Source organism: Actinosynnema sp. NPDC091369 (genome assembly GCF_044757065.1).
Taxonomy (GTDB): domain Bacteria; phylum Actinomycetota; class Actinomycetes; order Mycobacteriales; family Pseudonocardiaceae; genus Actinosynnema.
In genome coordinates this window covers 149,553-169,291 of the sequence record NZ_JBIVUG010000008.1, presented here as the reverse complement: position 1 = coordinate 169,291, position 19,739 = coordinate 149,553, and the positions used below count along the sequence as shown (strand labels likewise).

The following is a 19,739-nucleotide window of genomic DNA, read 5'->3' as shown; positions in this document are numbered from 1 at the left end:
ATCTGGATTCCCACTGCGGCCGGCCTCGCCGCCCGCGCACGTTCGGTTCCCACCCCTCCCGCTGCCGCGTGCGATTACGAGGAGCGTCATGGCCGATATGCGCGACAAGCTGAGAAAAATCCGTTGGCGGGTGGGCCTGCTGGCCACCGGAATGGCCTCGTTGCTCGCGGGCATGGGTGTTGTCGCGGTGACCGACGCCCAGGCCGCGGCGGGGTGCCGGGTGGCGTACTCGGTGCCCAGCCAGTGGCAGGGCGGCTTCACCGGCAACGTCGCCATCACCAACCTGGGTGACCCGATCACCGGCGGGTGGCGGCTCACGTGGGCGTTCCCGTCCGGCCAGACCGTCAGCCAGGCGTGGAACGCCACCGTGACGTCGTCCGGCAGCCAGGTCACCGCCACCAACGTCGGCTACAACCCGAACATCGCCACCGGCGCCACGGTCTCGTTCGGCTTCAACGGCTCGTGGACGGGCTCGAACACCGCGCCCACGTCGTTCGCGCTCAACGGTGTCACCTGCACCGGTAGCACCACGACGACCACGACCACGACGACCACCACCACCACCAACCCGCCGGTGGGCGACGCAATGGCGCGGGTCGCGGAGATGCAGCCGGGCTGGAACCTCGGCAACTCGCTCGACGCCACCGGCGCCGACGAGACGTCGTGGGGCAACCCGCGGATCACCGAGGCGCTGCTGGACAACGTCCGGGCGCAGGGTTTCAAGAGCATCCGCATCCCGGTGACGTGGAGCGCGCACCAGGGCGGCGCGCCGGGCTACACCATCGAGGCGGCGTACCTGGCGCGGGTGAAGGAGGTCGTGGGCTGGGCGCTGGCCGACGGCTTCTACGTGATGATCAACATCCACCACGACTCGTGGCAGTGGATCAACGCCATGCCGACGGACCGGACGAACGTGCTGGCCCGCTACAACGCGGCGTGGACGCAGATCGCGGCCGCGTTCCGGGACGCCTCGCCGAAGCTCATGCTGGAGAGCGTCAACGAGCCGCAGTTCGCCAACAGCTCGGGTGACGCGCAGAACGCCGAACTGCTGCACGAGCTGAACACGTCGTTCCACCGGATCGTGCGCGGCTCGGGCGGCAACAACGCCACCCGCCTGCTGGTGCTGCCGACCCTGCACACGTCGTCGGAGCAGGCGCGGGTGGACGAACTGGTAGCCACCTTCACCTCGCTGAAGGACCCGAACCTGATCGCGACGTTCCACTTCTACGGCTACTGGCCGTTCAGCGTGAACGTGGCGGGCGGGACGAAGTTCGACGCCACCGTGCAGAAGGACCTGACCGACTCGTTCGACCGCGTGGCCAACGCGTTCGTGGCGCGCGGCATCCCGGTCATCCTCGGCGAGTACGGGCTGCTGGGCTTCGACCGGCACACGGGCACCATCCAGCAGGGCGAGAAGCTGAAGTTCTTCGAGTTCCTCGGCTACTACGCCCGCACGAAGAAGATCACCACCATGCTGTGGGACAACGGCCAGCACTTCGGCCGCACGTCGTTCCAGTGGAGCGACCCGGAGCTGACCGCGCAGATCAAGTCGAGCTGGACGACCCGGTCCGGCACGGCGTCGTCGGACCAGGTGTTCAGCGCCAAGTCCGCGGCGGTGACCGACAAGGCGCTGACGCTCAACCTGAACGGCACGTCGTTCGTCGGGCTGCGGCACGGCACCACCGACCTGGTGAACGGCACCGACTACACCGTCAGCGGCGACCAGCTGACCATCAAGGCGGCGACGATCACCCGGCTGAGCGGGTCGCGGGCGTACGGCACGAACGCGACGCTGTCGGCCCGGTTCTCGGCGGGCGTGCCGTGGCGGATCAACCTGGTCACCTACGACACGCCGGTGCTGTCGAACGCGACCGGGACGACGGCGTCGTTCGCCGTCCCGACGCAGTTCCGCGGCGACCAGGTGGCCACGATGGAGGCCAAGTACGCGGACGGCAGCAACGCCGGCCCGCACAACTGGACCTCCTTCAAGGAGTTCGACGTCACGTTCGCGCCGGACTACACCGCCAACACCACCGTGCTGAAGCCCGAGTTCTTCGCCGAGGTCACGGACGGCTCGCGGGTGACGCTCACGTTCCACTACTGGAGCGGCGCCAAGGTGACCTACTACGTCACCAAGTCCGGCACGTCGGTCACCGGCACCACCGCCTGACAGGTCCCGCCCGACCGCCGGCGGCCCGGAGCACCCCGCTCCGGGCCGCCGGTCCGCGCGGCTACTTCGGGTCGCCCTGCTCGTGGCCGATCATGGACAGGGAGAGCTGCCTCATCACCCCGACGCCCGCGACGACCGAGGCCGTCACGAGGGACGCCCCGGCGAGCGACGCCGGCTGCGGGAACGTCGTGCCGCCGACGGTGACGGCCCCGGTGGACAGGGAGACGGTCAGCGTGATCTTGTCCACGCCCTTCGGGTCGAAGGGGTACGAGTCGGGCCACCCGTCGTTCGGGTAGGGGTCCCACCGGTCCGAGTTCCGGGTCCGGGTCAGCTGCCCGGTGATCGAGCCGCCGCTGACGTCGGCCTCGCCCTCGGCGTAGTAGCCGAGGCCGGTGGCGGCGAGCACCATGAGCCGAACGCGCGCTATCCGGTCCACGCCCGGTTGTTCGAGCCAGGTCCGCAATTGGTCGAGGTCGTCGATCCAGGCCACGAATTCCTCCTCATCAGTGTTCGCCGGCCAGCTTCTCGGTGACCGAGGCGAAGTCGACGTAGAAATCGGCGAACGGGTCCGCGCCGGAATAGATGACGATCTCGGTCACCGGGCTGGTGGACTCGCCCCCGGTGAGCGTCAGCCAGGTGCCGACGACGTCGCCGAACGCCGTGGCGCCGGTGCTGCCGCCGTTCCCGACGCCGATCGCGACGCTGCCCTGGACGATGAAGACGCGCACGGTGAACTTCGCCCTCGCCACCGGCTGCGCCGGCGTGAACACCTGGACCAGCCCGGTGTTCGGCGCGGTCGTCGCCACGTGGATCATGCGGGCGTTGGCCGCGTTGCCGATCTCGTACGTCGTCGGCAGCAGGCTCGTCGTCAGGACCGAGCCGTGGCCCGCGGCCTTGGTGTACCAGGCGCTCGCCGCGGACGTCCCGGTGGCCGGGTCGAGCGCCGTGGAGGTGAAGAACCCCTTCGGGCCGCCCTTCTCGAAGCTCCCGTTGATCAGCAGTTCCGGTCCGGGCATGGCCCACCCCCGTGTCGCGCCGAGTCCGGCGATCGGTGCCCCGGATTCCCGACGCACAACACCGGAATCGCCACCGGGATGCGCGGGTTAGCCACCGCCGGCGAATGTCACCCGATCGACCCACAAAAGCAATCGCATGAGTTTTCATCACTTATTCGCGGTCGCCGCAAATACACCTTCTCGGCACGGTTCCGATCCGCGGTTCGCGTAGTGCTACTCATGCGCCGGGCCGGACCGGTCGGCCAGACTGGCCGGGTGATCGAGGTGGAGCGGCGGAAACGGCCCGGGGTGGCGTTCGCGGCGTTCGCGGTGCCGGTCGCGCTGCAGGGCGCGGTGGTGGCCGCCTACCGGGCCGGGACCTTCACGGGCGCGGGCTGGCGCGGTGGGGAGTACGCGTACGCGTTCATCGGGATCGCGGTCGGCGCGATCGTCCTGGGCTGCGCGCTCAAGATCGCCCGACCGCCGTGGAACTCGGTCGGCACCGGGCTGGTCCTGGCGGGCCTGTTCGGCTTCGGCGTCGTCGTGGCGATCTTCGTGGCGATCCTCGTCGCCCTCTCGCAGTGGGGCTCCTAGGCGTCCACCACGTCCCGGCACCACCGCAGCAGCTCTTCGTCGACCACGACCCGGTCGCTGCTCCACCCGCTGCCGGAGGCGGTGTGCCGCCTCGGCCTGGCCAGTTCCTCGCGCAGCAGCGGCACGGCGGGTTCCGCCGCACGTCCCATCCCGGCCAGGAAGCGGGCGACCTCGACCCGCACGTGGGGGTTGCTGCCCCACGCCGAGGTCAGCAGCGGCAACGCGCCCTCGCTGTCACCCGCGGCCCGCCACAGCGCCCGTGCCACGTGCAGGTCCCGCCACCCGGCCGGGTCCGGCCGGTCCAGCAGGGCACGCAGCGCGGGCAGGTGCGCGGCGGCGGCCGGGCCGAGGTCGGCGATCGCCTCCAGCGCGGTGACGCGGTCGAGGTGGGCCAGCAGCGTCGGCAGCACGCGGTCCGCGTCGCCCTCCACCCACCACAGCGCGACCGCGGCGTCGACCGCGATCCGCGGCTCCGGGTGGCCGAGCAGGTCGCGCAACGCGGGCACGGCCGGTGCGGCGAGCGCGCCGAGTGCCCGCAGGGCTCGCAACGCCGCGTGCTCGGGAAGGTGCCGCACGACGTCCGGCACGGCGGGCGCCGCCGCCTCCCCCAGCCCGCCCAGCGCGAGCACCAGGCCGGCGTGCGCGGAGTCGGGGGTCCACCGGTCGCGCAGTCGACTCCGCACGAGCGGCACGAACCCGGCGCCGAGCGGGCCGAGGGCGCGCAAGACGTGACCGATGTCGGTGGGTGGTTCCCGGCGGTCGAGCGCCCACCCCACCGGCTCCACCGCACGCGGGTCGCGCAACCCGGCCAGCGCGCGCACCGTCGGCCCGGTCGTGGACGAGCCGGAGGGCCAGGTCGTGACCCAGGCCGGCGGTCCGGTCACGGCGGTGTGCGGCGCTTCCCGCGGTGCGGCGTCGAGGCTGCCCGCGAGCGCGTCGGCGGCGGGCGCGGCGACCGGGCCGAGGTGGCGCAGCGCGGTCGCGGCGGCCGGAGGCAGGCGTGGTGGCGGGGCCAGGAGCTGGTCCCCGATCAACCGGACCAGTTCCCCGTGGTCACCGCGCCAGTGCTGGATCAGGGGCTCCGCGACCCGGACGGCGTCGAGCCGCGGTTCCCAGCCGGCCGACCCCAGCAGCCCGACGAGCAACCGGGCGCGGTCCTCGACCCGGTCACCGAGCCGGCCCGTGAGCGTCGCCAGCAGGCGGTACGCGCGGGGTGCGCGCCGACCGGCCGCTTCCTGCTCGGCGTGCTCGCGGAGCCCGCCGACCAGCGTGGGCGTGGCGAAGCCTGCGGGTCCGGCGGTCGGGCCGCCCTCGGCGTAGAGCCGGTCGAACCCCTCCAGCGCGACGGCCGTGACGTCGTCGGGCAGCGCGTCGGGGGCGAACTCGGCCAGCTCCGCCAGCGCGGCCAGGCGCACCGCCGGGTCTGCGTGCCCGACGGCCACCCCGGTGAGCAGCCCGAACAGGCGTGACGCGACCTCGTCCCCGAGCCACCGACGAGCGCCGATCGTGCCGAGCGCGACCACGATCGCGCCCCGCACGTCGGCGTCGGTCTCGACCGGCAGCCGCTCGCCCAGTGCCCCGACCGCCCGCGCGGCGTCAGGGCGGCACACCGCCAGCGCCGCGCACGCGGCGGCCCGGACAGCCGGCTCCGGGTCGTGCACCAGGCTCGCGAACACCGGGAACGCGGCCTGGACCGCGTCCACGGCCATGCGCTTGCCCTGCCCCGGCTCGCCGTCCTCCTCACCGAGGCTCGCCAGCAGCTCCACCACCTCGGCCCGCCCGGGCAGGTCGGCGCGCCCCGCCACCTCCAGCAGGAACGGGAGCGCGGCGACGGTGCTGTCGAAGACCGCTCCCTGGTGGTGCACGGCCCCGTAGACGCCGTCCAAGGCCGACTCCCGCACCGCCGGGTCGTCGGACACCAGGCCGCGCAGCAGGTCCGGTACGTCGGTCGCCGGACCGTACGCGTGCGTCAGCGAGCCCCAGTCGACGTCGTCCAGCGAAGCGGGGAGATCCACCCGGCGAGGTTAGCCAACCGAAGAGGTCGGCCGACCCCGTCCGGTGGCGGTCAGAAGTCGAAGTCGTCGATGTTGCCCGCGTTGAACGTCGTGGGCGGGCCGAGGACGACCTCGCCGTTCCCGCCGATGGTCCGCTCGCCCAGCTTGCCCGCGTCGAACCTCTCCCCCGCCGCACCGGTGATCCGGCCGGACGCGAGCGCGGCGGCGGCCTGACCGGCCAGGTAGCCGAGCTGACCCGGGTCCCACAGCGCGAACTCGGTCACCGTGCCGTCCTTGACGAACTGCCGCATCTGGTTCGGCGTGCCGAGGCCGGTCAACGCCACCTTGCCCTTGTAGGGCGACGACGACAGGTACCGCGCGGCGGCGGAGATGCCGACCGTCGTCGGCGACACTATCCCCTTGAGGTCCGGGATGGACTGGAGCAGCGCCTGCGTCTCCTGGAACGACTTCTGGTCGTCGTCGTCCCCGTACACCACCTTCACCAGCTCCAGCCCCTTGTGCTCGGGCTTGGCGAGCTCGTCCTCCATGAACCCGATCCACGTGTTCTGGTTGGTGGCGTTCGGCGTCGCGGACAGGATGGCGATCTTGCCCTGCCCGCCGACCTGAGCCGAGATCAACCGGATCTGCGACCGCCCGATCTCCTCGGAGTCCGCCTGGTTCACGAACACCTGCCGCGCGTCGGGCGCGGCGTCCGAGTCGACCGTCACCACGGCGATGCCCTTGGCCATGGCGTCCTTCAACGCGGGCGCGACGGCGTTCGGGTCGTTCGCCGCGATCACGATCGCGTCCTGCCGCTGCTGCACGAGCGTGTTGATGTAGGACACCTGGGACGACGCGGAGGCGTCCGACGGGCCGACCTCCTTGCCCTCGCCCTTCAGCTCGGTGACCGCCTCGATGCCGCCCCTGTCCATGATGATCTCGTACGGGTTGTCGACCTCCTTGGGCAGGAACGCGACCTTCAGCCCCTCCTTGATCGGCGCGTTCGGATCGGCCGTCCTCCCCGTCCCGGTCGCGCCGCCCGCGGTCGTGCCGGCCGTGGAATCCTTGGTCGTGCCGCCGCACGCGCCGACCAGCAGGAGCGCGAGCAGGGCGCCGGCCGCTCTCGTCGCTGACGCGGAACGGATCATCGTCGGTCCTCCTCATCCGAGCCGCGGGCGACGTCGTCCCCGCAGCGTGTTGGCGGCCACCGGCACGAGCACGGACACGATCAGCAGCAGGCCGTTGACGACGTTCTGCACCTCGTTGGTCACGTCGTTGAGGAACAGCACGTTGCGCAGCCCGGCCATGAGCAGCAACGCGCTCGCCACCCCCAGCACGGTCCCCCGCCCGCCGAAGATCGACACCCCGCCGAGCAGCACGGCCGTGACCGCGATCAGCTCCAGGCCGTTGGCGTTGTCGGCGCGGGCGCTGTTGTACCGCAACGTGTAGATCAGCGACGCCACCGCGCACAGCAGCCCCGACACGACGAACAGCGCGAACTTGACGCGGCGCACCCGGATGCCGGAGAACCGCGCGGTCTGCTCGCCCAGGCCGATGGCGTACAGCGAGCGGCCGACCGGCGTGTGGTGCACGACCACCGCGGCCAGGACCCCGACCACGAGCACCGGGATCATCGCGTAGGGCAGGAACGTGCCGGGGACCAGGTCCGTGGCGAAAGGGCGGTAGTTCTCCGGGAACCCGGTCACCGCGCCGTCGCCGAGCACGCCGTAGGCCAGCCCCCGGTACAGGCCCAGCGTGCCGATGGTGACGGCGAGCGCGGGCAACCCGAACCCCACGACCAACGTCGCGTTGACCGATCCCAGCACCGCGCCCGCGACCAGCACGAGCGGCACGATCGTCTCGAACGGCACGCCCGCGTCCCACAGCACGCCGGTCAACGCCGAGCAGAAGCCCAGGACCGACGCCACCGACAGGTCGATCTCCCCGGTGAGCACGATCGGCAGCAGCGCCATCGCCAGCAGCGCCACCTCGGAGAAGTCCTGGAGCAGGAAGCCGACGTTGCCCGCGTCGGCGAAGCCGGGCGTGCCGGAGGCGCCGAACACGAACACCGCACCGCACAGCAGGAGCAGCACCGCTTCCCAGCGCACCACCTTCTCACGCACGGCTGTGGTTCCTCTCCCGGCGCAGTCGGGCGGCCAGGCGCGCCATCACGGCCCGGTCCAGCGAGATGGCCAGCAGCAGCGCGGCCCCGTCGACCGCGCGCTGCCAGAACGCGGGCACGCCCAGGACCGGCAGCGCGCCGGTGATCGTGGTCAGCAGCAACGCGCCGAGCACCGCGCCCAGGACCGACCCGCTGCCACCGAAGATCGCCACGCCGCCCACCACGACCGCGGCCACCACCGCCAGCTCGCGGCCGGTGCCGACGGAGGCGTTGACGGTGCCGAAGTACGCCGCGTGCAGCACGCCCGCCAACCCGACCAGCGCACCCGACACGACGAACGCGGTGAACACCCGCCGGCCCGCCGGGATGCCCGCCAGCCGCGCGGCCTCCGGGTTCGACCCGATCGCGTACAGCTCGCGGCCGGACCGCCAGTTGTGCAGCGCGTACCCCGTCACCAGCAGCGCCGCCAGCGCGATCAGCGTGAGGTTCGGGATGCCGAGCACGGCGCCGCTGCCGAACGCCAGGAACTCCGGCGCCATCCGGTCGGCGTTGACCTGCCGCACGCCCGTGGCACCGGCCCAGCCGTAGTCCAGACCCCGGAACACGTACAGCGTGCCGAGCGTGACGACCAGCGCGGGCACCTTCGCCACCGCGACCAGCGCCCCGTTCACCGCGCCGCACACCGCGCCCAGCACCATGCCCGCCGCCAGCACCAGCGCGACCGGCGCGCTCGCGTCGGCCAGGTACACCTGACCCGACAGGAACGCGGTCAGCCCCATCACCGAGCCCACCGACAGGTCGATGTTGCGGGTGATCACCAGCAGCGCCTGCCCGATCGCCAGCAGCGCGATGACGGAGGCGTTGAGGAACAGGTCGTGCAGGCCCTGCGCGTCGAGGAACGCGGGCCGCACGGCCGCGGTCACCGCGACCACGACGACGAGCGCGACCACGACGCCCACCTCGCGGCCGGACAGCAGCGCGCGCAGCCTCATGCCGTGCTCCCCGTCGCCGCCCGCATCACGGCCTCCTCGGTGGCGTCGACCCCCGCCAGTTCCGCGGTGATCCGGCCCTCGTGCACCACCAGCACCCGGTCGGCCATGCCCAGCACCTCGGGCAGCTCGGAGGAGATCAGCAGCACGGCCAGCCCTTGCCCGGCCAGGTCGGACAGCAGGGCGTGCACCTCGACCTTCGTGCCGATGTCGATGCCCCGGGTCGGCTCGTCCACGATCAGCACGGACGGCTCGGTGGCCAACCACTTGCCCAGCACGACCTTCTGCTGGTTGCCGCCGGACAGCGTGGCCGCCGGGTCGGCGAGGCGGGCGGCCTTCACCGACAGCCGCCGGGCCCACCGCGCCGCCAGCGCCCGTTCCCGCGAGCGGCGCGTGATCCAGCCGGGCGAGACCTCCCGCAGCCGGGCGAGGCTCGCGTTGCGCTCGATCGACAGCTCCAGCACCAGGCCCTGCTCGCGGCGGTCCTCCGGCACGAGCGCCACACCGCGGTCGATGGCCGCACGAGGGTCGCCCGCGGGCAGCCCGACGCCGTCCACCGACACCGTGCCCGCGTCGGGCCGGTCCACCCCGAACACCGCCCGCGCCACCTCCGTGCGGCCGGAGCCGATCAGCCCGGCCAGGCCGACGATCTCCCCGCGCCGCACGGTGAACGAGACGTCGTGGAACACCCCGGTGCGCGTCAGGCCCTCGACTACCAGGCGCGGCTCGCCGATCTCCGTGCGCCGCTCCGGGAACAACTGCTCGACCTCGCGGCCGACCATGCGCCGCACCAGCGCGTCGCGCGGCACCTCCGCCATCGGGTCGGTCGACACCGGCGCGCCGTCGCGCAGCACCGTGACGCGGTCGCACAGCCGGTACATCTCCTCCAGCCGGTGCGAGATGAACAGCAGCGCCGCGCCGCGCTCGGCCAGGCCGCGCGCCACCCGGAACAGCCGTTCGGCCTCGACCGCGGACAGCGCGGCGGTCGGCTCGTCCATCACGATCACCCGCGCGTCGGCCGACAGCGCCTTGGCGATCTCGATGATCTGCTGGTCGGCGATCGACAGGCCCCTGGTCGGCCGGTCCGGGTCGAGCGGGACGCCGAGGCGGTCGAACAGCTCCGCCGTGCGGCGGCGCAGCTCCCGCCGGTCGATCCGCCGGCCGCGGCGCAGCGGCTGCCTGCCCATGAACACGTTCTCGGCGGCGCTGAGATCGGGGAACTGGACGGGTTCCTGGTGGATGACCGCGACGCCGCGCTGCCGGGCGTCGCGCGGCGAGGAGAACCGCACCGGCTCGCCGTCGAGCAGCACCTCGCCCGCGTCCGGCCGGTGCTCGCCGCCGATGATCCGCACCACGGTCGACTTCCCGGCGCCGTTCTCGCCGGCCAGCGCGTGCACCTCGCCCGCGTGCAGGGACAGCGAGACGCCCCGCAGCGCCCGGACCGCCTGGAACGACTTGGCGACGTCGCGGAGTTCCAGCAGTGGGCGCACGCGGACCTCGCTCTCCCGAGGCGTCGTGAAACGTTTCATTCCACGTCGGCGACGTTATCCAGGTCACTGGGACCCGTCAAGGCACCCGGTACGGCTGATACGTTTCAGACCATTGCGCCCCGGGACCCGGCCTGTGTACGGTCCCCATCCAGGCCGTCACGCAGAGTCGCGGCTGATCGTGAGTTTCGCCGCCGAACGTGTTCGACAACAACGTCGTTCTCGCACATGTGGAGGTAGCGTGCGCGCAAGAACCCTGGGTCGCGGCCTGGCCGCGATCGTGCTCGCGGCGGCGTCGGTGACGACGTCGGCCGCCATGACGGCCCCGGCCGCGTCGTCGGCGCCCAGCCCGCAGGTGGAGCGCCTCAACCGCGGCCTGGTCGCGGTGCACACCGGTGGCGGCAACTACGTCAGCTGGCGGGTCCTGGCCGAGGACGCGCCGGGCACCGCCTTCAACCTCTACCGCGGCGGGGTGAAGGTCAACCCGGCCCCGATCTCGGGCTCGTCCAACTACGTCGACGAGGGCGCGCCGTCGAGCGCCGAGTACGTCGTCCGGCCGGTCGTCGGCGGCGTCGAGCAGGTGTCCGCGGCGGCCGAGGACCGGTCGCTGCGGTTCACCGCGACGTCGGGTGACGTCGGCACCGCGGCGAGCACGCGGGACGTGCCGCTGCAAATCCCGGCCGGCGGTCGCACGCCGTCCGGGGAGGACTACACCTACACCGCGAACGACGCGAGCGTCGGCGACCTCGACGGTGACGGCCAGTACGAGATCGTGCTGAAGTGGGACCCGACCAACGCCAAGGACAACTCGCAGTCCGGCTACACGGGCAACGTCTTCCTCGACGCCTACCGGCTCGACGGCACCCGGTTGTGGCGGATCGACCTGGGCCGCAACATCCGCGCCGGCGCGCACTACACGCAGTTCCAGGTGTTCGACTACGACGGCGACGGCCGGGCCGAGGTGGTCGTGAAGACCGCGGACGGCACCAGGTCGGGCACGGGCCAGGTGATCGGCAACGCGAGCGCCGACCACCGCAACTCGTCGGGCTACGTCCTGACCGGGCCGGAGTACCTGACGGTGTTCCGGGGCAGCGACGGCGCGGTGCTCGCGAGCGCGGACTACGTGCCGCCGCGCGGGACCGTGTCCAGCTGGGGCGATTCCTACGGCAACCGGGTCGACCGGTTCCTGGCCGGCACGGCGTACGTGGACGGGTCGCGGCCGAGCATCATCATGGCGCGCGGCTACTACACGCGGTCCGTGATCAGCGCGTGGGACTGGCGCAACGGGCAGTTGACCCGGCGGTGGACGTTCGACAGCAACAGCTCCACCAACGGCTCGGCGTGGGCGGGCCAGGGCAACCACAACCTGTCCGTCGCCGACGTCGACGCCGACGGCCGGGACGAGATCATCTACGGCGCGATGACCGTGGACGACAACGGCGCGGGCCTGTACACCACGCGGCTCGGGCACGGCGACGCGCTGCACGTGAGCGACTTCGTGCCGAGCCGGGCGGGCCTGGAGGTCTTCGACATCCACGAGAGCGGCACCACCGGGTTCGAGCTGCACGACGCCCGGACCGGCGCGATCATCTTCTCCAAGCCCAACAACACGGGCGGCGAGGGGCCGGGTCGCGGTGTGGCCGCGGACATCTACGCGGGCAACGCGGGCGCGGAGTTCTGGGCGACCGGCGGTGGCGCGCCGTCGAACCTGCTCAACGCCTCGGGCAACAGCGTGGGCCGGCTGCCGTCGTCGGCGAACTTCGTGATCTGGTGGGACGGTGACGCGCAGCGCGAGCTGCTCAACGGCACGACCATCGACAAGTACGGCACCAGCGGCGACACGCGGCTGCTGACCGGGTCGGGCGTGGCGTCCAACAACGGCACCAAGTCCACCCCCGCGCTGTCGGCCGACATCCTCGGCGACTGGCGCGAGGAGGTCATCTGGCGCACGTCGGACAACACCAAGCTGCGCATCTACGCGACCACCGACTCGACGAGCATCTCCCGCCCGTCCCTGATGCAGGACCGCCAGTACCGGGTCGCCGTGGCCTGGCAGAACACCGCCTACAACCAGCCGCCGCACCCGAGCTTCCGCATCGGCTAGGCGTGCTCGTCCCGCCGGGTCCGGCACTCGGGCCGGACCCGGCGGGGCGTCGTCGCACCTCGGCGCGCGCCAGGCAGCAGGTGCTCAGTCGGCCGTGGCCGTGTAGCGGTGGCCGGCGCGGGCGGTGAAGGTGGTGGAATCGCCGTCGCGGCGGTGTGGCACCGGCTTTCCGGTCCGGGTGTCGACGAGCCGGAAGTCGCCGCCGAACAGGGTGCCGCGGACGGTGAGGGTGCCGTCCCGGCCGGTGGCCAGGGTGATCTCGCGGGGCGTGCCGTCGGACCACCGCGCGTCGACCGTGACGTCACCGCGGGCCCGCAGCCCGGTGTACGAGCCGTCCGGCCACTCCGCCGGCAGCGCGGGCAGCACGTGCACCACGCCGTCCTGGCTCTGCAACAGCATTTCCGCCACGCCGGCGGTCGCGCCGAAGTTGCCGTCGATCTGGAACGGCGGGTGGGTGTCCCACAGGTTCGGCAGGGTGCTGCCGACGAGCTGCTCGGCCAGCATCCGGTGCGCGTGGTCGCCGTCGTGGAGCCGCGCCCAGAAGTTGATCTTCCAAGCCTTGCTCCACCCGGTGCCGCCGTCGCCGCGCGCGGTGAGCGAGGTCTTCGCGGCGGCGGCGAGGTCCGGTGTCGTGCGCGGGCTGATCGCGTTGCCGGGGAACAGGGCGAACAGGTGCGACACGTGCCGGTGGGTGTTCGCCGGGTCGTCCCGGTCCTCCTTCCACTCCTGGAGCTGGCCCCAGGAGCCGATCCGCGTGCCGGGGTCGAGGCGGTCCAGCGCCTCGCGAACCTCGGCGCCGAACGCGGCGTCGCCCACGTCGTCGGCGGTGGAGACGACGTGGGCGAACAACTGGCGGACGATCTGCTGCGACATGGCCGCGCCCGCGGAGAAGTCGCCGTGCTCGGGCGAGTAGGAGGGCGTGACGACGAGCGTGCCGTCACGCGGGTCGACCGCCAGCCCGTCGAGCCAGAACCGGGCGAGCTCCTTCAGCACGGGATAGGCCCGTTCGCGCAGGAACCGCTCGTCCTTGGTGAACAGGTAGTGCTCGACGTAGTGGTGCGCGAGCCACGCGCCGGCTTCGGGGAACCAGAACGCGGTGGGCCAGTCGTGCACGCCGGTGAAGCCGAACGGGTTGGTCTCGTTGTTGACGACCCAGCCGCGGCTGCCGTGCAGCTCGCGGGCCGTGACGGCGCCCGGTTCGCGCAGCGCGTCCACGAAGTCGAACAGCGGCCCGGCGGTCTCGGCGAGGTTGGTCGTCTCGGCGGGCCAGTAGTTCATCTGGAGGTTGATGTTGACGTGGTAGTCGCCGCTCCACGGCGGCGTGACCGAGTTGTTCCAGACGCCTTGCAGGTTGGCGGGCAGGGTGCCGGGGCGGGACGAGGCGATCAGCAGGTAGCGGCCGTACTGGAAGTAGAGGGCTTCCAGCGCCCGGCGGGCCGGGGCGGGCGCGGTGGCGTAACCGCGCAGCAGCTCGTCGGTGGGCACGTCGACCGGTTGTTGCCCGAGGTCGAGCCGCACGCGGTCGAACAACGCGCGGTGGTCGCGCAGGTGGGCGTCGAGCAGCGCCTGCCAGCCCTTCGCCGAGGCGGCGTCGACGGTTCGCCGGACGCGCTCGTGCGGGTCCGGACCGCGGTAGGTCGGGTGGTCCGGGGCGTAGTCGGTGCCCGCGGCGAACACCAGGACCGCGCTGTCGGCGTCGGCCACGGTGACGGTGCCGTCGGGGTTGTCGGTGCACGTGCCCCCGTGGTGGAGCAAGTGGAGCTGCGATTCGAAGCGCATCCCGTTGTCGTGCAGAGCTCCGGTGAAAACCGCACGTCCGCGATTCGCGGTGAAGTGTTGCGAGCGGTTGTCCGGCGCGGTGATCGAGGCGGTGAAGCCGATCCGGCCGGGGTGGTCGGCGGACAGCCGGGCGACGATCACCCCGTCGGCGGCACTGGCGAAGTACTCCCTGGTGTACCGCACGCCGTCCGCCCGGTACGTCACCGAGGCGACCGCGCGGGACAGGTCGAGGGCCCGCCGGTAGTCCGCGACCTCGGCGGGCGGGTCGGTGAGCGCCAGGACCAGCTCGCCGAACGGCTGGTGCGCCCCGAACCCCCGTCGCGGCTGCCCCAACGCCGCCGCGACGGTGTCCGGCGACACCCGGTGATCCCGTTCGACCAGCTCCCGCACCTCGTGGAGCGCACGGGGCCGGGGGCTGGTCCAGTTGCCGGAGTCGTAGCCCTCCGCGGAGCCGGGCCCGCCGGTCCACAACGTCTTCTCGTTGAGCTGGACGCGCTCCCGCGCCACCCCGCCGAACACACCGCCGCCGAGCGCGCCGTTGCCGATGGGCAGCGACCCGGTCTCCCAGTCGGTCGCCGGCCCGTCGTACCAGAGCGTGAGCGTCCGCTGGTCCACCCGGCCTCCCCTTCGTCCGCGCTTCGGCATGCCGTTCCTGACGGTAACAATACATCCGAAGTATCGGTAGCCCGACGCTCGACTTTTGCCTAATGACCGGCCATCACCCCACATACATCGGAGGACTGAACCGTTCGGTGGATCGCGGGTTGGCCCGCCGGAGCCCGGGAAGCCCAGGGGGACGCCGAGTCGGAGGAGCCGGGCCGTGGACGCTGGGATCGAGCTGCGCGTGGACGGGCGGCGGAAGCGGTTGCGGGTGGACACCAGGACGACGCTGTTGGACGCGCTCCGGGACGGGGTCGGGGCCACCGCGCCCAAGAAGGGCTGCGACCACGGCCAGTGCGGCGCCTGCACGGTCCTGCTGGACGGCCGGCGCGTGATCAGCTGCCTCACGCCCGCCGTGGCGCACGACGGGGCGGACGTCACGACCGCCGAAGGGCTCGCGGACGGCGAGCGGTTGCACCCGGTGCAGGAGGCGTTCCTCGAACGGGACGCCTTGCAGTGCGGTTTCTGCACGCCGGGGCAGGTCTGCTCGGCGATCGGCGTGCTGGACGAGGTGGCGGCCGGGCACCCGAGCGCGGTCACCGAAGACCTGACCGGGCCGGTGGAGCTGACCGACGACGAGATCCGCGAGCGGATGAGCGGGAACCTGTGCCGGTGCGGCGCGTACGTCGCCATCGTGGCCGCGGTGCGGGACGGTGCGCGGTGATGCCGTTCGACTACCGGCGCGCACCCGACCCCGAAGCCGCCGTGGCCGCCGCGACCGGGTTGGCGGGTGTCGCGTTCCTCGCGGGCGGCACCAACCTGGTCGACCACATGAAGCTCGGCCTCGCCGCACCCGAAGTCCTGGTCGACATCACCCGGCTGCCGCTGGACACCGTGGACGGGCTGCCGGACGGCGGCCTGCGGATCGGGGCGACCGTGCGCAACGCCGACCTTGCCGCGCACCCCGCGGTCCGGCGGGACTACCCGGTGCTGGCGCGGGCGCTGCTGTCGGGCGCGTCGGGGCAGATCCGCAACCTCGCCACCACCGGCGGCAACCTGCTGCAACGGACCCGGTGCGTGTACTTCCGGGACCGGTCCACACCGTGCAACAAGCGCGAACCCGGCACGGGGTGCTCGGCGATCGGCGGCTACACGCGGCACCACGCGATCCTGGGCGCCTCCGCCCACTGCGTGGCCACGCACCCGTCGGACATGGCGGTGGCGATGGCGGCGCTGGACGCGCAGGTGGCCGTGCTGGGCCCGAGCGGACGGCGGGTGATCCCGCTGGTCGAGCTGCACCGGTTGCCCGGCGACGAGCCGCACCGCGACACGGTGCTGTCCCCCGGCGAGCTGATCACGTCGGTGGACCTGCCCCCGCCGCCGCCGGGTGCGCGCTCCCACTACCGGAAGGTGCGCGACCGGGCGTCGTTCGCGTTCGCGCTGGTGTCCGTCGCGGCCGTGCTGCGGGTCGAGGGCGGTGTCGTGCGGGACGTGCGGATCGCGTTGGGCGGTGTGGCGCACAAGCCGTGGCGCGCGCGGCGGGCGGAGGACGTCCTGCTCGGCCAACGGGCAGGCGACGAGGTGTTCGGGCGGGCGGTCGACGCGGAGCTGGCGGGCGCGGCGCCGTTGGGGGGCAACGGTTTCAAGGGGCCGCTGACCCGCAACCTGGTGGTGTCGGCGTTGCGCGAGCTGAGCCGGGAGGAACGATGACGGGCCTGCGGCGGCCACGCGTGCTCGGCCGGTCGCCACGTCGGGTCGACGGTCCGGCCAAGGTGACCGGGACCGCGCGGTACGCGGGCGACCAGCACGTGGTGGACCCCGCACACGTGCACCTGGTGCAAGCCGAGGTCGCCCGAGGCGGGTTGTCCGAAGTGGACACCAGGGCGGCGCGGGCGTTGGACGGCGTGCTGACCGTGCTGACACCCGACAACGCGCCGCGCCTGGCGTCCACGGAGGACGCCGAGCTGGCCGCGTTCCAGTCGCACGGCGTGGCGTTCCGCGGCCAGGTCGTCGCGGCGGTCGTCGCACGCACCCGGGAAACCGCACGGCAGGCGGCGGCACTGGTCCGCGTGACGATCGACCGACGGCCGCACGACGTGCACCTGAGCGCCAACCGCGGCGACCTGTACGCGCCGGAGAAGGTCAACGGGGGCGCGGAGACCGACACCACGCAAGGGGACCTGGGCACGGGTCTGGCGCACTCGCCGTTCACGCTCGACCAGACTTACACCACCGCCTGGTACAACAACAACCCGATGGAGCCGCACACCACCACGGCTCTGTGGCTCGACGGGGACCTGGTGCTCTACGAGTCGACGCAGGGCGTGCACACCACGCGCGCGGCGGTGGCGGAAGTCCTCGGTCTCGCACCGGAACGCGTGCACGTGATCTGCCCGCACGTCGGCGGCGGCTTCGGCTCCAAAGGCACCCCGCACGTGCATTCGATCATCGCCGCGATGGCCGCGCGGGAGGTGCCGGGCACGCCGGTCAAGCTCGCGCTCACCCGGCAGCAGATGTTCTCCCTGGTCGGCTACCGCACGCCGACCGTCCAACGGGTCCGCCTGGGGTGCGACGCGGACGGGCGGCTGGCCGCGGTCGCCCTCGACGCGGTGTCCCAGACCTCCCGCGTCAAGGAGTTCGCCGAGCAGACGTGCCTGCCCACCCGGATGATGTACGCCGCGCCGAACCGCCGCACGACCCACCGGCTGGCCGCGTTGGACGTCCCGGTCCCGGCGTGGATGCGCGCGCCCGGCGAGTGCCCCGGCATGTTCGGGCCCGAGGTGGCGGTGGACGAGCTCGCGCACGCGTGCGGCATCGACCCGGTGGAGTTCCGCGTCCGCAACGAGCCGGACGTGGAGCCGGAGTCGGGCAAGCCGTTCTCCAGCCGCAACCTGGTCGCGTGCCTGCGCGAGGGCGCCCGCCGCTTCGGCTGGGCGGATCGCGACCCGACGCCGCGCGGCCGTGCGGAGGACGGGTGGCTCGTCGGCACGGGTGTGGCGGCGTCGACCTACCCGGTGGGCCGGATGCCGGGTTCGTCCGCCACGATCCGCTGCACCGGACCGGGCCGCTACCTGGTGCGGATCGGCGCGGCCGACCTCGGCACCGGGGCGTGGACGTCCCTGGCGCAGATCGCGGCCGACGCGCTGGGCGTGGACTTCGGCGACGTGGAGCTGAGGATCGGCGACACCGCGCTGCCCCCGGCCTCGGTGGCGGGCGGGTCGTCCGGCACCACGTCGTGGGGTTCGACCGTGGTGGCCGCGGCGGAGGCGTTCCGCGAGGAGTTCGGCGACGACCCCGCGGAGGGCGCCGAGGTCCGTGCGGCGATGCCGGAGAACCCCGCGAGCGGGACGTACGCGATGCACGCGTTCGGCGCCCAGTTCGCGGAGGTCCGGGTGCACGAGGACACCGGCGAGGTGCGGGTGCCCCGGCTGCTCGGCGTGTTCGCGGTCGGCCGGGTGGTGAACCCGCGCCTGGCCCGGTCGCAGCTCGTCGGCGGCATGACCATGGGGTTGTCCATGGCGCTGCACGAGCACAGCGTCCTGGACGAGCGGTTCGGGCACGTCGTCAACCACGACTTCGCCGAGTACCACATCGCCACGAACGCCGACGTGCCGCACGTCGAGGCGCACTGGGTCGAGGAGCACGACCCGCACACCAACCCCATGGGCACCAAGGGCGTCGGCGAGATCGGCATCGTCGGCACCGCCGCCGCCATCGCCAACGCGGCCCACCACGCGACCGGCCTCCGCGTCCGCGACCTGCCGCTGACACTGGACCACTTCCTCGGCCCACCCTGACCCCGCCATCACCCACTCGGGTCGACTTCCCGCCCAGGCCGTCGATCCAGGGCCACGATGGGGTGATGCGCGAACACCAGGAACCCGTGGACGGCCACCACGAGGACAACCCCGTCCGCTGCCCTCCCGCAGTCGGCCTGCTCGGCCTGCAACAGGCCGCGGGGAACCAGGCCGTCACCCTCGTCGTCCAGCGGATGAGGCGGAAGTGGCAGGCCGAAGCCGAACGTGACCGACAGGGCATACCTTTCGCGCCCTCCTCACCCTTCTCGTCAGTGCCACCGGTCCCGTCGGGACAGCAGGCGCCCGCGTGGCCGACGCCAACCCCGACACCGACACCCGCGACCGCACCGACACCCGGCCCGGCCCCGAAGCGGCCGAGACTCCAACCTCCTGCTCCTGCCACCGTGACGACCACGACCACGACCACGACCACCGTCACCGCACCCCCGATCCCGCCCAGGTCGAACGCGCCCGCCGATGTCGTCGACGACATCTGGGCGGCAGCCGTCCCCGAGGGGAAGAGGCCACGCACGATCGAGGTGGTCCCAAGGGCCACCAACCCGTCCCTCGTCCAGCTCCTCACCGCGGCGGAACGGCAGGATGCGGCCGACGAGGTGAAGAGGCTCTTCGACGGCACGATGGAGAAAATCCTGGAGGAGGTGCCGAACCGGCACTCGACCGAGCAGGACGCGACGCTCCACAGGTGCGGCGCCTGCGGGCAGTACGCCACTGCGCACTACCTCACCGCGGACCACAGGACACCGTGGTCGAAGGTGGTGGAATCGGACTTCGACGGATACGTGAAGCCGAGGAACAGGCACGAGATCCGCCTCATCTACAACGACCTGGACAACCTGCGTCCGGTCTGCGCCAGGTGCAACTCCATGCGCAACGCGGACCGCAGGACCGACGAGGACATCGCCGAGGAAGTGGCGTCGAGCCGACAGACCGGTGGGTCCTCCCCTACCCGGGCGATCGCGGAGTTGGCGTCGACCATGACGCCGACGCAGCTGGCGTTGGCCTACCGGTACATGGTGGCGATCAAGGCAGGCGTGATCACGGCCGAGCCCCCGACGACGCCCGACCCGGGCACGTGAGCCGTTGCGCC

General features: G+C 72.5%; 15 protein-coding genes. 7 read left to right on the top strand and 8 right to left on the bottom strand.

Annotated elements, in window-relative coordinates:
- The first annotated feature begins 88 nt into the window (after window positions 1-88).
- Window positions 89-2,170, top strand: a complete 2,082-nt coding sequence (locus ACIQMJ_RS28300) for a cellulase family glycosylhydrolase (RefSeq protein ID WP_499764043.1) — start codon at window positions 89-91, stop codon at window positions 2,168-2,170.
- Between the two features lie 61 nt (window positions 2,171-2,231).
- On the opposite strand, the gene ACIQMJ_RS28295 is transcribed toward ACIQMJ_RS28300, so the two are convergent.
- Together ACIQMJ_RS28295 and ACIQMJ_RS28290 are read right to left on the bottom strand one after the other, a co-directional pair.
- Window positions 2,232-2,660: a hypothetical protein gene (locus tag ACIQMJ_RS28295; protein ID WP_499764042.1), complete on the bottom strand. Its 429-nt coding sequence runs from the start codon at window positions 2,658-2,660 to the stop codon at window positions 2,232-2,234.
- Between the two features lie 13 nt (window positions 2,661-2,673).
- Complete coding sequence (locus tag ACIQMJ_RS28290) at window positions 2,674-3,186, bottom strand: hypothetical protein (RefSeq protein WP_499764041.1); 513 nt, start codon at window positions 3,184-3,186, stop codon at window positions 2,674-2,676.
- Window positions 3,187-3,441: 255 nt separating this feature from the next.
- Here ACIQMJ_RS28290 and ACIQMJ_RS28285 point away from each other — a divergent pair, with 255 nt between their 5' ends.
- A complete protein-coding gene (locus tag ACIQMJ_RS28285) occupies window positions 3,442-3,759 on the top strand; it encodes a hypothetical protein (RefSeq protein WP_499764040.1) in 318 nt (105 codons plus the stop codon).
- Here ACIQMJ_RS28285 and ACIQMJ_RS28280 read toward each other — a convergent pair.
- From ACIQMJ_RS28280 to ACIQMJ_RS28260, 5 genes are read right to left on the bottom strand one after another with little or no spacing between them, the layout of a single operon-like run.
- A complete protein-coding gene (locus tag ACIQMJ_RS28280; RefSeq protein ID WP_499764039.1) occupies window positions 3,756-5,774 on the bottom strand; it encodes a hypothetical protein in 2,019 nt (672 codons plus the stop codon). The two genes, ACIQMJ_RS28285 and ACIQMJ_RS28280, sit on opposite strands and share 4 nt — an antisense overlap.
- 50 nt (window positions 5,775-5,824) lie before the next feature.
- Window positions 5,825-6,901, bottom strand: coding sequence for a rhamnose ABC transporter substrate-binding protein (gene rhaS / locus ACIQMJ_RS28275; RefSeq protein WP_499764038.1), 1,077 nt, complete (start codon window positions 6,899-6,901; stop codon window positions 5,825-5,827).
- 12 nt (window positions 6,902-6,913) lie between these two features.
- Complete coding sequence (locus ACIQMJ_RS28270) at window positions 6,914-7,876, bottom strand: ABC transporter permease (protein ID WP_499764037.1); 963 nt, start codon at window positions 7,874-7,876, stop codon at window positions 6,914-6,916.
- Window positions 7,869-8,867, bottom strand: a complete 999-nt coding sequence (locus ACIQMJ_RS28265; RefSeq protein WP_499764036.1) for an ABC transporter permease — start codon at window positions 8,865-8,867, stop codon at window positions 7,869-7,871. Before ACIQMJ_RS28265 ends, ACIQMJ_RS28270 begins: the two co-directional genes overlap by 8 nt.
- Window positions 8,864-10,354, bottom strand: a complete 1,491-nt coding sequence (locus ACIQMJ_RS28260) for a sugar ABC transporter ATP-binding protein (RefSeq protein WP_499764035.1) — start codon at window positions 10,352-10,354, stop codon at window positions 8,864-8,866. The genes ACIQMJ_RS28265 and ACIQMJ_RS28260 overlap by 4 nt, the downstream gene beginning before the upstream one ends.
- Window positions 10,355-10,592: 238 nt before the next feature.
- Between ACIQMJ_RS28260 and ACIQMJ_RS28255 the strand changes: the two genes are divergently transcribed.
- Entirely contained in the window at window positions 10,593-12,455 is a 1,863-nt protein-coding gene (locus ACIQMJ_RS28255; protein ID WP_499764034.1) for a rhamnogalacturonan lyase, read from the top strand.
- Between the two features lie 84 nt (window positions 12,456-12,539).
- On the opposite strand, the gene ACIQMJ_RS28250 is transcribed toward ACIQMJ_RS28255, so the two are convergent.
- Entirely contained in the window at window positions 12,540-14,849 is a 2,310-nt protein-coding gene (locus ACIQMJ_RS28250; protein ID WP_499764033.1) for a glycoside hydrolase family 95 protein, read from the bottom strand.
- 205 nt (window positions 14,850-15,054) lie between these two features.
- Between ACIQMJ_RS28250 and ACIQMJ_RS28245 the strand changes: the two genes are divergently transcribed.
- The 4 genes from ACIQMJ_RS28245 to ACIQMJ_RS28230 all read left to right on the top strand — a co-directional run bounded on the left by ACIQMJ_RS28245 (window position 15,055) and on the right by ACIQMJ_RS28230 (window position 19,728).
- Window positions 15,055-15,558 (top strand): 2Fe-2S iron-sulfur cluster-binding protein, encoded by a 504-nt coding sequence (locus tag ACIQMJ_RS28245; RefSeq protein ID WP_499764032.1) that lies wholly within the window; start codon window positions 15,055-15,057, stop codon window positions 15,556-15,558.
- Complete coding sequence (locus ACIQMJ_RS28240) at window positions 15,555-16,544, top strand: FAD binding domain-containing protein (RefSeq protein ID WP_499764031.1); 990 nt, start codon at window positions 15,555-15,557, stop codon at window positions 16,542-16,544. The genes ACIQMJ_RS28245 and ACIQMJ_RS28240 overlap by 4 nt, the downstream gene beginning before the upstream one ends.
- The gene (locus ACIQMJ_RS28235; protein ID WP_499764030.1) at window positions 16,541-18,631 is read left to right on the top strand and encodes a xanthine dehydrogenase family protein molybdopterin-binding subunit; all 2,091 of its coding nucleotides are present in this window, start codon (window positions 16,541-16,543) and stop codon (window positions 18,629-18,631) included. Before ACIQMJ_RS28240 ends, ACIQMJ_RS28235 begins: the two co-directional genes overlap by 4 nt.
- 86 nt (window positions 18,632-18,717) lie before the next feature.
- On the top strand, window positions 18,718-19,728 hold the full coding sequence (locus ACIQMJ_RS28230) for an HNH endonuclease signature motif containing protein (RefSeq protein ID WP_499764029.1): 1,011 nt from the start codon (window positions 18,718-18,720) through the stop codon (window positions 19,726-19,728).
- The last annotated feature ends 11 nt before the right edge of the window (window positions 19,729-19,739 follow it).

Bases quoted from the DNA above. Each gene is read 5' to 3' on its own strand.
- ACIQMJ_RS28265 (WP_499764036.1), bottom strand. From the start codon at position 8,867: ATGAGGCTGCGCGCGCTGCTGTCCGGCCGCGAGGTGGGCGTCGTGGTC.
- ACIQMJ_RS28300 (WP_499764043.1), top strand. From the start codon at position 89: ATGGCCGATATGCGCGACAAGCTGAGAAAAATCCGTTGGCGGGTGGGC.
- rhaS (WP_499764038.1), bottom strand. From the start codon at position 6,901: ATGATCCGTTCCGCGTCAGCGACGAGAGCGGCCGGCGCCCTGCTCGCG.
- ACIQMJ_RS28235 (WP_499764030.1), top strand. From the start codon at position 16,541: ATGACGGGCCTGCGGCGGCCACGCGTGCTCGGCCGGTCGCCACGTCGG.
- ACIQMJ_RS28290 (WP_499764041.1), bottom strand. From the start codon at position 3,186: ATGCCCGGACCGGAACTGCTGATCAACGGGAGCTTCGAGAAGGGCGGC.